Origin of the sequence: Streptococcus oralis subsp. dentisani, from assembly GCF_002096335.1 — a bacterium.
Lineage (GTDB): Bacteria > Bacillota > Bacilli > Lactobacillales > Streptococcaceae > Streptococcus > Streptococcus oralis_Z.
Genome location: NZ_NCUW01000030.1, coordinates 638,030 through 650,941 on the forward strand (window position 1 = coordinate 638,030; position 12,912 = coordinate 650,941).

Here is a 12,912-nt window from a genome sequence, read left to right on the forward strand (position 1 = left end):
CCTTAAAAATCCATCAGATACCGTAAAAAATCAAAGCTTCATCTACTCTTTTTGCTAGTGAATAAAGCTTTGATTTTTATTTATATACATCTTATCTCATTCCCATTTGGGCGAGTTTAGTCCGGTATTTGTTTTGGTCGACAAGTAGACCTTGTCCTCCGTAGACATCATAAGCGTCTACCCAATCGCCAAGTTCTGGCACTGTCAACCTTTCAATACCATTCTGGGCACCTTCGATAACTGACAAACCATTGGTCAATAAGAAGCTATACGGTAGATTGGTTGAAGTCATTCCAAAGACCTTTCCAAGCGCCTCTGAACCTGTAAAGAGTTTGGTCGGGTCTTTGATTTGCTCAAGAACAGCTGACATGACCTGCTGTTGACGTTTGGTACGGCCATAGTCTCCCTCATCATCATCACGGAAGCGGGCGTAGTTAAGTAAGGTTGAGCCATTCATTTGTTGCTTGCCAGCACGAATCGTTTGAGTTGGCGACTCTGTTTCTGTTGCATGAAGATCATCTCCGACTGCAACTTCTGTCAGAGGCTGACCATTCAATGTTGAGAATTGAGCATCGATGGTCACCCCATCAGGAAATAGAGTATCAATGGCAGTTGCAAAGGCCTGAAAATCCACTAGAGCATAATACTTAATGTCCAAATCAAAGTTATCTTTTAAAACCTTGCGAACCATTTCTGCTCCTTTTTGTCCCTCCTGCTCCCCAAGTTCATAGGCTACGTTGAGTTTGTTATCCCTCTGCTTCTTTCCATTCACAATCTGGCTGTAGCCATCAATATAGACTAGGTTGTCACGCATGAAGCTGACTAGCTTGATCTTCTTATCTGATCCGCTAACGTTTAGTACCATGATCGTGTCAGTACGGGTCTCTGCACTATTTTGACCGATACGGCCATCTGTTCCCATGACTAGGATGTTCACACCATCTTTGGTATCCTGACCATTAAAGACCTCTACTTGAGCTGCCTTGGCGTCAGCTGGATTATTGCTAGTAGTTGCCGACTGGAAACCTCGAAGGAACATAATAATCATGCCCGCAGCCACACAGGTTATCAACAGTAAAAGCCAAATTAGAACTCGTTTAAAAAATCTTATTGGTTTCTTCTTTTTTACTTCTGGAAGAGAGGAAAATTTCTGATGTCTATTCGAGCGACTTTGATTGGAATATTGTGGAATTCCAATGTCCTTCCCTAGATTTTTTTCCCTTTCATTAGAGGGTAATTCGCCGTCCATTTTTCTTTTCAGATAGTCAAATTCTCTCTTTTCTCTGTCATTTAGGTAATGAATATTCTTAAAAAGGTAGTCATAACGTAACTGCTCATGATGACTTAAAGGGCTTTCTTTGCTCATAGGCTCTCCTTTCCTAAATCTCTAATGGTGAAAATAGGGTAGGTTCCCAGTATCTTGTACTGGATCCCAATTGTTTCGAGTTCTTGTCTGGCAAAATGAACCAGCTCTTTGGCACTATAATTCACATCAATAATGAAAAAATATTCTCCCAAGGCTGTTTTCAAAGGACGACTTTCTATCTTGGTTAAGTCAATACCTCGCCATGCAAAGGTTGAAAGAGCCTTGTAGAGGGCACCAGGAAGGTTGTCTGGTAAGGTTAAGGCCAAACTCATTTTTTCAGTTTGTGATTGCAAAGGGATAGTGGGAATCTCAGACCCTAAAACCCAAAAACGAGTGAAATTGGCTTCCATTTCTTGGATATCTTCTGCTATCAGCTCCAAACCATACTCGGCAGCTGAGTTTCTAGGGGCAATAGCTGCAAAAGCTTGGTCTGGATGTTCAGCGATGAAGCGGGCTGCATAGGCTGTGCTTGCCGTCACTTCAAGCTGGGCTTCTGGGTAATGCTCATCTATGAATTTCTTTCCTTGAGCCAGGGCTTGAGGGTGGGAAAAGATTTTCTCAATTTTTAACTGACCAGGAACTGTCATCAGTTGCTGATGAATGGGTTGTACTATTTCTGCAACAGCCTGAATGTCCGCCTGATGAAAAAGATAGTCCAAGCTTTCATGCACACTTCCCTCAATGGAGTTTTCAACTGGCACCACCGAATAGTCCACCAAGCCCTGTTCATAGGCCTTGATAACATCTGTAATATTGGCAAAGGCTTGTAATTCCTCATTAGGAAAAGCAGTTTGCACAACGTGGTGCGAAAAAGATCCCTTAGGACCTAGATAAGCAATTTTCATCTCAGCTCCTCTATAATTTCCTCTGGACTTAGCTTGGTCACATCTAGAACACGACTGGCTACTTCCTCATACCAAGCCTGTCTTTCTTGAAAAATCCCTCGCAACTCTTCCTTGCTGTTGTTGAGAAAAAGTGGCCGTTGATTGTCCTTATCAGCTGAAATACGTTGGTAAAGAGTTTCAAAGTCTGCTTTCAGATAGATGTTATCAGGATTTTGCTTGAGCAAGTCACGGTTTCTCTGATAAACGACTACTCCTCCACCAGTTGACACAACTCGGTCCGTTTTTAGTAAGTCCGCTAAAACTTCTGACTCCACCTGACGAAAGGCTTCTTCTCCATTTTCAGCGAAAAAATCCGCAATGGACATTCCTAAGCGTTCCTCGATCAAGGCATCCATATCTAGGTAGTCTGGATCTAAGCCTCTTGCGATAGTCGATTTGCCAGCTCCCATAAATCCGAGTAATACCTTAACCATGAATCAAGGTCTCCAAATCATCAAAGAAGCTTGGATAGCTGGTATTGATGGCTTCGGCACGGTCAAGTTCCACCTCTCCATCTGCAACCAAGAGGGCAGCAATAGCAGTCATCATTCCAATACGATGGTCACCAAAGGTGTTGACTCTAGCACCATGAAAAGATGATTTCCCTTTGATAACCATTCCATCTGTAGTAGGTGTGATTTCAGCCCCCATGCTATTTAAAGCATCTGCCACCACCTGAATGCGGTCGGTTTCCTTGACCTTGAGTTCTTCAGCATCCTTAATGACCGTTACACCATGCGCTTGTGTCGCGAGAAGGGCAATAATGGGCAATTCATCAATCAAGCGTGGAATCAAGGCTCCACCAATCTCTGTTCCTTTCAAGTCAGAAGACTCGACAGTTAGGGTTGCTGATTTAGCGATTAGATCAATTTCAGTTATTTCTAGTTTTCCACCCATGGCGCGAATGACATCTATAATTCCAGTGCGAGTTTCGTTAATACCCACATTCTGAAGCACCACACGAGAATCTGGCACAATCAAACCAGCAACCAACCAAAAGGCTGCACTGGAAATATCTCCTGGAACGATAACCTTTTGTCCGGTCAGTTTTTGTGGTCCTGAGACAGTGATTCTTTTACCATTCACACTTAAATGGCCACCAAATTGCTGTAGCATATCTTCTGTATGGTTACGAGTGCATTCTTTCTCGATAATAACTGACTGACCCTGAGCCTGCAAGGCAGCAAATATCAAGGCAGACTTGACTTGGGCAGAGGCGATTGGCAACTCATAGTGAATTGGTGTTAGTTTTTTAGTACCTTTCAAGTGAAGGGGAGGCAGGTCTCGCTCAGTTTGCCCCGAAATGCTAACGCCCATTTTTTTCAATGGAATCGTCACGCGATCCATAGGGCGTTTAGAAAGACTATCATCTCCAAACATCTCTACTTCGAAGTCTGCACCAGCAAGTACACCTGAAATCAGGCGAATCGAGGTGCCAGAATTCCCCATATCAAGGGCATTTTGCGGAGCTTTTAAGCCATCCATTCCAACACCTTGAATGGTAATAACCCCATCTTTATCCTCAATGTTAACACCAAGATCACGAAAAACCTGCATGGTTGAGAGCACATCCTCGCCACGCAAAATATCATAAACCTTGGTCTTACCTTCAGCTAAACTTCCAAAGATAATCGAACGATGGCTGATAGACTTGTCACCTGGAACTCGGATACTGCCATGTAAGTGGCGAATGTTTGTTTTTAGTTTCATAGCGGACCTCATACTTGCAATACTTTTCTTATTTTATCACAAAAAAGCCAGAAATTCCTGAAATTTCTGGCTTTTATACAGATAAAATACTATTTCAACAATTCTGAAACAGGTTCAAAGACAATTTTTTCAATGTCCGAAAGGTAAATCGATAATTGTTGCTGTTTGGCAAAGAAATCTGACAAAAGAGTGTTCTCTTGGATCTGCTTGCTGAAGGACTGCATCTTTTCTTGGAAAGAGGCATCTGGCATCTGTCCAGTTTGCGCCATGACTTGGATTTCTTGCTGGAAGGCGAGGTAGTCTGCAAAAATCTTGCTAGCTTGTTCATCAGCTTGGATAGCATCTTTGGCTGACTTAACCGCCTTGTATTCTGGCAATTCGCGTAACCCGCGACTGAGTTCATTTGCACTATCGTAAATATTTGACATGATTTTCTCCTTATTTGATGACGACTGTGTAGTCCGTATTTTCTGTAATTAAGCGCTCAGCTCGTTCCAGATCCTGAGCATTTTTAAATGAAATTTGTAGAATTCCGTGAACATCCTCACGGTTTTCTTCGTTGATGTGGATATTGACCAAGGAAGTTCCTCGTAGCAATTCCAAGATTCGCAAGATAACATCTTCTTCATCGGGAACATCAACATATAAGTCATAAGAACTGTCCACTCCTCCGCGTTTATGGATTTTCATAGCCTGACGTTGCTCACGCGCTTGGTTGAAAAAGTTCCAAATCTGCTCTTCTTCCCCCTTGCTAATAGCCTGACCAATCTCATCTAAGCGTTCCTTGAAATCCTCAATCCGCTCTAGGATAGTCTCACGATTGGATAAGAGAATAGAAGTCCACATACCTGGTTCACTCTCTGCAATACGGGTCATATCTCGAAAACCACCCGCCGCAAAGCGCCTTGTCATCTCATGTTCTTGAGCATAGATTGCTGTTTGCTCCATGAGACTAGAAGCCAGAATATGAGGAAAATGGCTAATCTGTGAAGTTACTCGATCGTGCTCCTTGGGATCAATCTCGATAAAACGAGCATGAAGACCAGACAGTAGGTCCTTCATTTCTGAAAGAGTTTCTGGAGTGGTCAAACTCGATGGAGTAAAGATATAGTAGGCATTTTCAAAGAGATTGACATCGGCAGAGGCAGCTCCTGTCTTGTGGCTACCAGCCATAGGATGGGCCCCGACAAAACGAACAGACTTACCAGCCAAATACTTCTCCGCTGCATCCACTATGTCTGACTTGGTCGAGCCAGCATCCGAGATAATGACGCCTTCTTTCAAGTTCAAACCTGCCAACTCCTGAATAAAAGCAATGGTCTGTTTGATTGGCAAGGTCAAGATGATGATATCTGCCAGAGGAGCAAAACTGGTAAAATCATCCGTCGCACGGTCAATCATACCTTCTTCCAAGGCAATATCTCTAGAAGCCTGACTGCGATTATAACCTAGAATTTCATAATCAGGATGATCACGCTTGATACCTAGGGCCATAGAGGCTCCAATCAATCCAAGACCTGCTATATAGACTGTTTTTGCCATAGGAACTCCTTAATAGTTCTTTGTATAGTCACGGTGTTTGGCTACCGCTTCTTTTAATTCCTCTAGGTTGTCTGATGAGAATTTCTCAAGGATTTCTTGTGCTAGAACCGTTGCTACAACGGCTTCCATGACAACACCTGCTGCTGGAAGAGCGGTCGGATCACTTCTCTCCACAGTTGCCTTATAAGGTTCGTGAGTCTCGATATCTACACTCATCAGAGGTTTATAAAGGGTGGGGATGGGTTTCATGACACCTCGAACAACGATGGTTTGCCCATTGGTCATGCCACCTTCAAAACCACCTAGATTATTGGTACGGCGAGTATAGCCGTCTTCTTTAGACCAGAGAATTTCGTCCATGACTTGGCTGCCTTTACGGTAACCAGCCTCAAACCCAAGACCAAATTCTACCCCTTTAAAGGCATTGATAGAAACAACAGCTTGGGCCAGTCTAGCATCCAATTTTCGGTCCCATTGAACATAGGAACCAAGACCAACTGGAACGCCTCCGACGACTGTTTCCACAACTCCACCAATGGTATCACCATCACGCTTGATTTGGTCAATATAATCCTTGATTTCCTGTTCTCGTTCTTGGTTGACAATAGAAACTTCTGACTGGGCAGCTCTTTCCTTAATCTCAGCGACCGTCAGATTTTCAGGAACATCGATTTCCTTACCACCAAAGACCACGACATGGTTGGCAATTTCTATCTCCAGTTCAGCCAAGAGGCGTTTAGCTACTGCTCCAACTGCCACTCGCATGGTGGTTTCACGGGCAGATGAACGCTCCAAGGAATTTCGCAAATCATCAAAACGGTACTTGATACCCCCAACCAAATCGGCATGACCTGGCCGAGGATGAGTGATTTTCCGTTTGCTTTTAAGGCGGTCTTCAATGTCCTCCGCAGACATGATATCCAACCATTTTTGGTGGTCCTTATTGACGACATCCATAGTAATGGGAGCCCCAGTCGTCTTTCCATGGCGAACGCCCGATGTAAAGACAACCTGGTCGCTCTCAATCTTCATACGACCACCACGACCGTAGCCACCCTGACGGCGTTTAAGGTCCTCATTAATATCCTCAGCTGTCAAAGGAAGTCCAGCTGGAATTCCCTCGATGATAGCTGTCAGACGGGGGCCGTGTGATTCTCCTGCAGTTAAATATCTCATACGTTCTCCTTATTTTACCAAGTAGTCTTTCATCTCTTCCAGAGAAACTGGGTGAATGGTCGCTGAACCAAGCTCTGGTACCAAGACCAATTTCAAGGTGTTCCCACGCGCTTTCTTATCATGAGTCAAAGCTTGATAAAGTTTATCAACATCCCAGTTTTCATAGTCAACAGGCAAACCAAATTTCTGACACATAGCTGTAATAGACTGAGTTATTCCTTCTGGCATGAGGCCTTTCCCCTCAGCAACCTTGGAAATCTGCACCATGCCCATGGCGACAGCCTCCCCATGCATGACTTTTCCATAACCGGCAGTCGCTTCTATAGCATGCCCAATAGTGTGGCCAAAATTGAGGTAAAGGCGGACACCCTTGTCCAACTCATCCTCAACTACCATCTTGCGCTTAACTTGGCAAGAATGTTCAATCAAAGACTCTGCATGTTCTAAAATGCTTTCAACAGAACCATCTAACTCCGTCAAGAGAGCCCATAGTTCCACATCCTCAATCAAGCCATACTTGATGACCTCGCCCATCCCCTCAATCAGCTCTCTTTTTCCGAGCGTTTCTAGGACAAGCGGATCAATCAGAACCCCATCAGGTTGGGCAAAAGTTCCTACCATATTCTTAGCAAAAGGAGTATTAACACCTGTTTTACCACCGATAGAAGAATCAACCTGGGCTGTCAAACTAGTCGGAATCTGAACAAAGTGAATGCCCCGCATATAGGTAGAGGCCACAAAGCCTGCCAGGTCTCCAACGACACCACCACCAAGGGCCACAATCCCATCGCTACGAGTCAGACCTTGCTTGACTAAAAATTCATAGACTTTCTGAACAGTAGTTAAATTCTTTCTTTCTTCACCTTCTAAAAAGTCAAAAACAGCTACCTGAAAACCAGCATCCTCCAGGCTGAGCTTGACCTTCTCCGCGTAGAGTGAGGCCACATGGTTGTCTGTTACGATAATCACTTTTTGCAGTTGCCAAAGCTCTCGCAACCATTGACCTGCTTGCGATAGACAACCTTTTTCAATCTGAATATCATAAGGATGATGTGGAATATCGATTATGATTTTCATAGTAGGATCTCCTTTTCACTATTTATATTTTTCTGTTAAGGACTGCCAAATCTCGTCTGTCGGCATTTCTTTTCCTGTCCACAGTTGAAAAGCTTCAGCAGCTTGATAGAGCAACATTCCCAGACCATTGACAGCTGGATTGCCCTGACTTTTAGCCCATTTCAAAAATGGTGTTTCAAATGGTTGGTAAATGATATCTGCCACCAAGAGAGTTTCTGGCAAATTGATGCTTTCTGGAACTGGGGACGACTGACCGTCCATTCCCACACTAGTCGCATTGACAAGTAGATCCGACTTGGCAATCTTTTCTTGCAGTTCAGAAATATCCTCTAAAGCATACAAGTCCACTTTAAAGCCTGTCTGCTCCTGTAACTTGGTCAGGTAAGGTCTTGTTTTTTCCATGGAAACTGAACGAACAAAGACTGAAATCTGACTGACGCCATCTAAAATAGCCTGTGCCAAAATGGACTTGGCCGCACCACCTGCTCCCAGAATAGTCATTTTCTTATCCGAGATTGTAAAAGAAGGCAAGCTCTTAAAGAATCCCTTGCCATCTGTATTATATCCAATTAACGTTCCGTCTTGATTAACAACTGTATTAACTGCCCCAATCAAACGAACCTCATCACTCAACTCATCCAGATAAGGAATCACTTGCTCCTTGTAGGGCATGGAGAGATTAATCCCAAACATCTGGTAACGGCGAATATTAGTGACTGTTTCTGCCAGATCACTCGCTTCAATTTCCCAAGCCACATAAACACCATTGGTAGCTGTCGCCTCAAAGGCACTATTGTGGATGAAAGGTGAGATAGAGTGTTTAATGGGATTTGCAACGACAGCCGCCATACGTGTGTAGCCATCAAGCTTCATCCAAGATCTCCCTGATTTTTTTCATGTTTGATAGAGAAATCTGACCTGGAGCACTCGCTTCATCAAGACTCGCAAATGACCAACTTGAACCCGTCACATCTGAAGTGATACGAGATACCTTGCCCATTTTCCCCATGGAAATGGTCACGTAGTCTTGCTCAGGGTTGAGTGTTTTAAATCCTCGTGTGTAGTTCATCAAGTCTAAAACATCTTGCTCCGTATGGGCCATGACAGATACCTTAACCACTTTTGGAGAGAGACTGGTCAACTCAGACAGGATCTCCATCATGTTTTCAGGTGTTTCCTGGAAATTATGGTAACTCAATACAAGATTTGGAAAATCCAACATCTCCTCAAAAACGTCCTTGTAGCTGAAATACTCAAAATCAACGTAATCTGGTTGATAGAGCTGGGTAACTTCCTTGATGATTTGAACATACTCTTCGGAAGACAGCTCAATTTCTCCTCCCTCTGCGCGAGTCCGAAGAGTAAAGACAAGTTCACGTCCTGCGAATTTCTCAAAGATAGCGGGTGCTACCTGTAAAATAGCGTCCTTGGCAAGAAAGTCCGCACGCCACTCAATGATATCGGCATCTTCATACCGTGTGGCATCCAGCTCTTGCGCTTCTTCTAAACTTCTTGGCATCACTGAAACGATTAATTTCATCTACTAACCTTCATACCAATCACCTTGAGGTAATTACTGCTTTCATCTTTTTTATTATAGGCAAAGTCTTCTGGAAGTCCATATTGGTTCAAGACTTGATACCTTCTTCCTGCAAAACCTTTATCAATTTGTTCTGTAAATTTCTGACGGGAAACATTGGCAGCATTCGTACTAGCAATGATAATGCCTCCCGGATTTAAAATCTCTAGACTCTGGGAAATCAACTTGTAATAGTCCTTAGCCACAGAAAATGTTTGTTTTTTATTGCGAGCAAAGCTCGGCGGATCCAGGACAATCACATCGTATGCCAAGCCCTTTCGCTTGGCATACTTAAAGTACTCAAAGACATCCATGACGATAAAACGATGGTTATCTGTGCTGAGTCCATTTGCCGTAAAATGAGCTTCTGACAGTTCTCTCGAACGTTTGGCCAAGTCGATAGAAGTCGTCTCACTCGCACCTCCCATAGCTGCAGCAACTGAAAAGGCAGCTGTATAGGAAAACATATTGAGCAAGGATTTGCCCATGGCTAAACCGTCTACCAAACTACCACGAACCTCGTGCTGATCCAAAAAAATGCCTGTCATCAAGCCATCATTCATAAAGACCTGATAGAGTACGCCATTCTCAAGAACAGTAAAGTAGTCTGGCGCTTTCTCACCATAGACATGAGCAGACTCGTAATCTAGACCTTTAAAACGAATCTTCTCATAAGCCCCCAAGACCTCAGGAAAGACTTCCTTAAAAGCTTTTATAATCAACTTACGAATCTGATAAACATAAGAGTTATACCAAGAAAAAACCACATAATCTCCGTAGAGATCAATAGTCAGACCCCCAAAACCATCCCCCTCTTGGTTAAAGAGGCGAAAGGCAGTTGTCAAGTCATCCTGATAATAAGACTTTCTAGCTTCCTTAGCTTTACGAAACAGAGTTTCAAAGAAGGCTTGATCGAAAGAAACTTTTTCTTTGCTGACCAACCAGCCAATGCCTTTGTTCTGCTGAGAAAGATAGGCAGTCCCTAAAAACTTCCCGTCTTGACTAAAAACTTCTACTGCCTGATCCGTCAGATCAATATCTGTTAAATCACTTGCTTCCAAAAGAACTAGCCCCTTAGCTAGCTTTTTTTCAACACGTCTGCTGACCCTAATTCTATTCATAGCTACTATTATAGCAAATTTTGTGACAATTCTCAAAAAAGAAACCGTTTAACCATCTATACTTTAGTTTACTAAGTGTCACTTTTGTTAAAAAGTTTAGTCATATTATTCTTTATCCTAAAAACCCTTTTCCCAGCAATAGAGAGAGGGGGAGCAATCTCTAAAAATAGACAATTCTAGAAAGGGGGATAGAAAAAATGCGCAAACGTTTGCGTAGTTCTGGACTTTATGGTAGAATATAACACATCATTGATAAGTAAGAGGAAAAACTATGCAAAATCAGACACTTATGCAATACTTTGAATGGTATCTGCCCCACGACGGACAACACTGGACGCGATTGGCAGATGACGCTGAACACCTAGCAAATCTTGGTATCAGTCATGTCTGGATGCCACCTGCCTTCAAGGCGACCAATGAAAAAGATGTGGGCTATGGCGTTTATGATCTTTTTGATCTAGGAGAATTTAATCAAAAAGGGACTGTCCGTACCAAGTATGGTTTCAAAGAAGACTATCTTCAAGCCATTCAAGCCCTAAAGGCACAGGGAATCCAACCTATGGCCGATGTGGTTCTCAATCACAAGGCCGCTGCCGATCACATGGAAGCCTTTCAGGTCATCGAAGTCGATCCTGAGGACCGTACAGTTCAACTAAGTGAACCCTTTACTATCAACGGATGGACCCACTTCACTTTTGATGGACGTCAGAAAACCTATAATGACTTTGAATGGCACTGGTACCACTTTACTGGTACTGACTACGATGCCAAACGCCGTAAGTCTGGCATTTACCTGATCCAAGGAGATAATAAAGGTTGGGCAAATGAGGAATTAGTCGACAACGAAAACGGCAACTACGACTATCTCATGTACGCTGACCTGGACTTTAAGCACCCTGAAGTCATCCAAAATATCTATGACTGGGCTGACTGGTTCATTGAAACGACTGGTGTGGCAGGTTTCCGCTTGGATGCCGTTAAGCATATCGATTCCTTCTTTATGGGCAATTTCATCCGTGATATGAAGGAGAAATACGGTGAGGATTTCTATGTTTTCGGGGAATTTTGGAATCCAGACAAGGAAGCCAACCTAGACTATCTCGAGAAAACGGAAGAACGCTTTGACCTTGTCGATGTTCGTCTCCACCAAAACCTCTTTGAAGCCAGCCAAGCTGGTGCAAGCTACGACCTTCGTACTATCTTTACTGATAGCTTGGCTGAACTCAAGCCTGATAAGGCTGTCACTTTCGTTGATAACCATGATACTCAAAGAGGACAGGCACTCGAATCAACCGTCGAAGAATGGTTTAAACCAGCAGCCTATGCGCTCATTTTATTACGCCAAGATGGTCTTCCATGTGTATTTTACGGAGACTACTATGGTATTTCAGGAAAATACGCCCAAGAAGATTTCAAAGAAGTCCTTGACCGACTCCTCGCCATCCGCAAAGACCGAGCTTATGGAGAGCAAACAGACTACTTTGACGATGCTAACTGTATCGGATGGGTTCGTTCAGGTGCTGAAAACCAATCCCCAATCGCAGTCCTTATCTCAAATGACCAAGAAAACATCAAGTCCATGTTTGTCGGCCAAGAATGGGCTAACCAGACCTTTGTAGATTTACTTGGAAACCACCAAGGTCAAGTTACAATTGATGAGGAAGGTTATGGACAATTCCCTGTCTCAGCTACTTCGGTAAGTGTCTGGGCTGCCAATAAAATCTAAAAAACTAAGCCAAGTCCACTAGGATTTGGTTTTTTAAAATATCTTGAATTATCAAATTAAGTACACATTTTCTTCATAGAAAACTTCATAAGGTGTTTTCCAGTTAAGATATTTTCGTGACCTATTATTAAGTTTGTTCTCCCACAGCTAAATGGTTTGTTCATCAACCAATGTTATATCACTTCCTTTTGGAAAATATTCTCTTAGATGTCGCTTCCATTCCCGACTAATGCTGAAAGGGTGACGATGGAGCAGCTTAGCATTTAGGCCTTGTATATGGTAAATGAGGATACTTTCACGCTCATCTATGGTAAAATGATAGGAGCTCATAAGATTTCCTTTAGTAACTAGTTCGTTCAATTCTATTTTATTAGAAAATCTTATGAATTTTTATTGTGCACTGAATATTGTATATTCAAACTTTTAAATAACCCATGGAACTAGAAACACTTATCCTTGGTGGAATACTTACTAACATATGTATATAGTATGGCATCAAGTGTCCTTCGATAATTTCAACACCTTTATAATTACACAAGCGATGAAATATTTCGCCTAAACTACTCCGATATTAATTATAGATTACTTTTCGTCTATGCTTAGGGGTGAACACAATGTGATACTTACAGTGCCACTTTGTGTGTGATAAACTATGAGACTTCTGTGCCATGGTTTTCTCCTTTCGCTTTACAATTGGCTTGAACACCTTTATTGTATGGTGTTTGGAGTTT

The 12,912-nt window shown here is 42.8% G+C and carries 12 protein-coding genes and 2 pseudogenes; 1 reads left to right on the top strand and 13 read right to left on the bottom strand.

Annotation, left to right across the window (positions count from 1 at the left end; all coding sequences use genetic code 11):
- Positions 1 to 91 precede the first annotated feature (91 nt).
- The 11 genes from B7709_RS09620 to B7709_RS09670 form a co-directional block, all read right to left on the bottom strand.
- On the bottom strand, positions 92 to 1,366 hold the full coding sequence (locus tag B7709_RS09620) for an LCP family protein (protein ID WP_084972579.1): 1,275 nt from the start codon (positions 1,364 to 1,366) through the stop codon (positions 92 to 94).
- On the bottom strand, positions 1,363 to 2,211 hold the full coding sequence (pheA, locus tag B7709_RS09625; RefSeq protein WP_084972580.1) for a prephenate dehydratase: 849 nt from the start codon (positions 2,209 to 2,211) through the stop codon (positions 1,363 to 1,365). The genes B7709_RS09620 and pheA overlap by 4 nt, the downstream gene beginning before the upstream one ends.
- The gene (locus B7709_RS09630) at positions 2,208 to 2,684 is read right to left on the bottom strand and encodes a shikimate kinase (protein WP_084972581.1); all 477 of its coding nucleotides are present in this window, start codon (positions 2,682 to 2,684) and stop codon (positions 2,208 to 2,210) included. Before B7709_RS09630 ends, pheA begins: the two co-directional genes overlap by 4 nt.
- On the bottom strand, positions 2,677 to 3,960 hold the full coding sequence (gene aroA / locus B7709_RS09635; RefSeq protein WP_084972582.1) for a 3-phosphoshikimate 1-carboxyvinyltransferase: 1,284 nt from the start codon (positions 3,958 to 3,960) through the stop codon (positions 2,677 to 2,679). Before aroA ends, B7709_RS09630 begins: the two co-directional genes overlap by 8 nt.
- Before the next feature lie 89 nt (positions 3,961 to 4,049).
- Entirely contained in the window at positions 4,050 to 4,388 is a 339-nt protein-coding gene (locus B7709_RS09640; protein WP_084972583.1) for a YlbF/YmcA family competence regulator, read from the bottom strand.
- A gap of 10 nt (positions 4,389 to 4,398) precedes the next feature.
- A complete protein-coding gene (locus B7709_RS09645) occupies positions 4,399 to 5,502 on the bottom strand; it encodes a prephenate dehydrogenase (protein ID WP_084972584.1) in 1,104 nt (367 codons plus the stop codon).
- Positions 5,503 to 5,511: 9 nt separating this feature from the next.
- Positions 5,512 to 6,678, bottom strand: coding sequence for a chorismate synthase (aroC, locus tag B7709_RS09650; RefSeq protein ID WP_084972585.1), 1,167 nt, complete (start codon positions 6,676 to 6,678; stop codon positions 5,512 to 5,514).
- Positions 6,679 to 6,687: 9 nt separating this feature from the next.
- Positions 6,688 to 7,755 (bottom strand): 3-dehydroquinate synthase, encoded by a 1,068-nt coding sequence (gene aroB, locus B7709_RS09655; protein ID WP_084972586.1) that lies wholly within the window; start codon positions 7,753 to 7,755, stop codon positions 6,688 to 6,690.
- 18 nt (positions 7,756 to 7,773) lie between these two features.
- Positions 7,774 to 8,628 carry a shikimate dehydrogenase gene (locus tag B7709_RS09660; RefSeq protein ID WP_084972587.1) on the bottom strand — a complete coding sequence of 285 codons (855 nt, stop codon included), beginning with the start codon at positions 8,626 to 8,628 and terminating at the stop codon, positions 7,774 to 7,776.
- Entirely contained in the window at positions 8,618 to 9,295 is a 678-nt protein-coding gene (gene aroD, locus B7709_RS09665) for a type I 3-dehydroquinate dehydratase (protein ID WP_084972588.1), read from the bottom strand. The genes B7709_RS09660 and aroD overlap by 11 nt, the downstream gene beginning before the upstream one ends.
- A complete protein-coding gene (locus B7709_RS09670; RefSeq protein ID WP_162279179.1) occupies positions 9,292 to 10,455 on the bottom strand; it encodes a class I SAM-dependent rRNA methyltransferase in 1,164 nt (387 codons plus the stop codon). Before B7709_RS09670 ends, aroD begins: the two co-directional genes overlap by 4 nt.
- A 271-nt stretch (positions 10,456 to 10,726) precedes the next feature.
- Between B7709_RS09670 and B7709_RS09675 the strand changes: the two genes are divergently transcribed.
- On the top strand, positions 10,727 to 12,181 hold the full coding sequence (locus B7709_RS09675) for an alpha-amylase (RefSeq protein ID WP_084972589.1): 1,455 nt from the start codon (positions 10,727 to 10,729) through the stop codon (positions 12,179 to 12,181).
- A 51-nt stretch (positions 12,182 to 12,232) separates the two neighbouring features.
- Here the strand turns inward: B7709_RS09675 and B7709_RS10400 are convergent.
- Positions 12,233 to 12,388, bottom strand: a pseudogene (locus B7709_RS10400) (IS30 family transposase); the annotation flags it as partial.
- A gap of 214 nt (positions 12,389 to 12,602) precedes the next feature.
- Positions 12,603 to 12,851 (bottom strand): annotated as a pseudogene (gene tnpA / locus B7709_RS09685) (IS200/IS605 family transposase); the annotation flags it as partial.
- Positions 12,852 to 12,912: the final 61 nt, after the last annotated feature.

What these genes read in the sequence shown, in the direction of transcription:
- B7709_RS09640 (WP_084972583.1), bottom strand. Translation starts at nt 4,388, where the DNA reads ATGTCAAATATTTACGATAGTGCAAATGAACTCAGTCGCGGGTTACGC.
- aroC (WP_084972585.1), bottom strand. Translation starts at nt 6,678, where the DNA reads ATGAGATATTTAACTGCAGGAGAATCACACGGCCCCCGTCTGACAGCT.
- B7709_RS09660 (WP_084972587.1), bottom strand. Translation starts at nt 8,628, where the DNA reads ATGAAGCTTGATGGCTACACACGTATGGCGGCTGTCGTTGCAAATCCC.
- B7709_RS09670 (WP_162279179.1), bottom strand. Translation starts at nt 10,455, where the DNA reads ATGAATAGAATTAGGGTCAGCAGACGTGTTGAAAAAAAGCTAGCTAAG.
- pheA (WP_084972580.1), bottom strand. Translation starts at nt 2,211, where the DNA reads ATGAAAATTGCTTATCTAGGTCCTAAGGGATCTTTTTCGCACCACGTT.
- aroA (WP_084972582.1), bottom strand. Translation starts at nt 3,960, where the DNA reads ATGAAACTAAAAACAAACATTCGCCACTTACATGGCAGTATCCGAGTT.
- B7709_RS09620 (WP_084972579.1), bottom strand. Translation starts at nt 1,366, where the DNA reads ATGAGCAAAGAAAGCCCTTTAAGTCATCATGAGCAGTTACGTTATGAC.
- B7709_RS09675 (WP_084972589.1), top strand. Translation starts at nt 10,727, where the DNA reads ATGCAAAATCAGACACTTATGCAATACTTTGAATGGTATCTGCCCCAC.
- B7709_RS09645 (WP_084972584.1), bottom strand. Translation starts at nt 5,502, where the DNA reads ATGGCAAAAACAGTCTATATAGCAGGTCTTGGATTGATTGGAGCCTCT.
- aroB (WP_084972586.1), bottom strand. Translation starts at nt 7,755, where the DNA reads ATGAAAATCATAATCGATATTCCACATCATCCTTATGATATTCAGATT.
- aroD (WP_084972588.1), bottom strand. Translation starts at nt 9,295, where the DNA reads ATGAAATTAATCGTTTCAGTGATGCCAAGAAGTTTAGAAGAAGCGCAA.
- B7709_RS09630 (WP_084972581.1), bottom strand. Translation starts at nt 2,684, where the DNA reads ATGGTTAAGGTATTACTCGGATTTATGGGAGCTGGCAAATCGACTATC.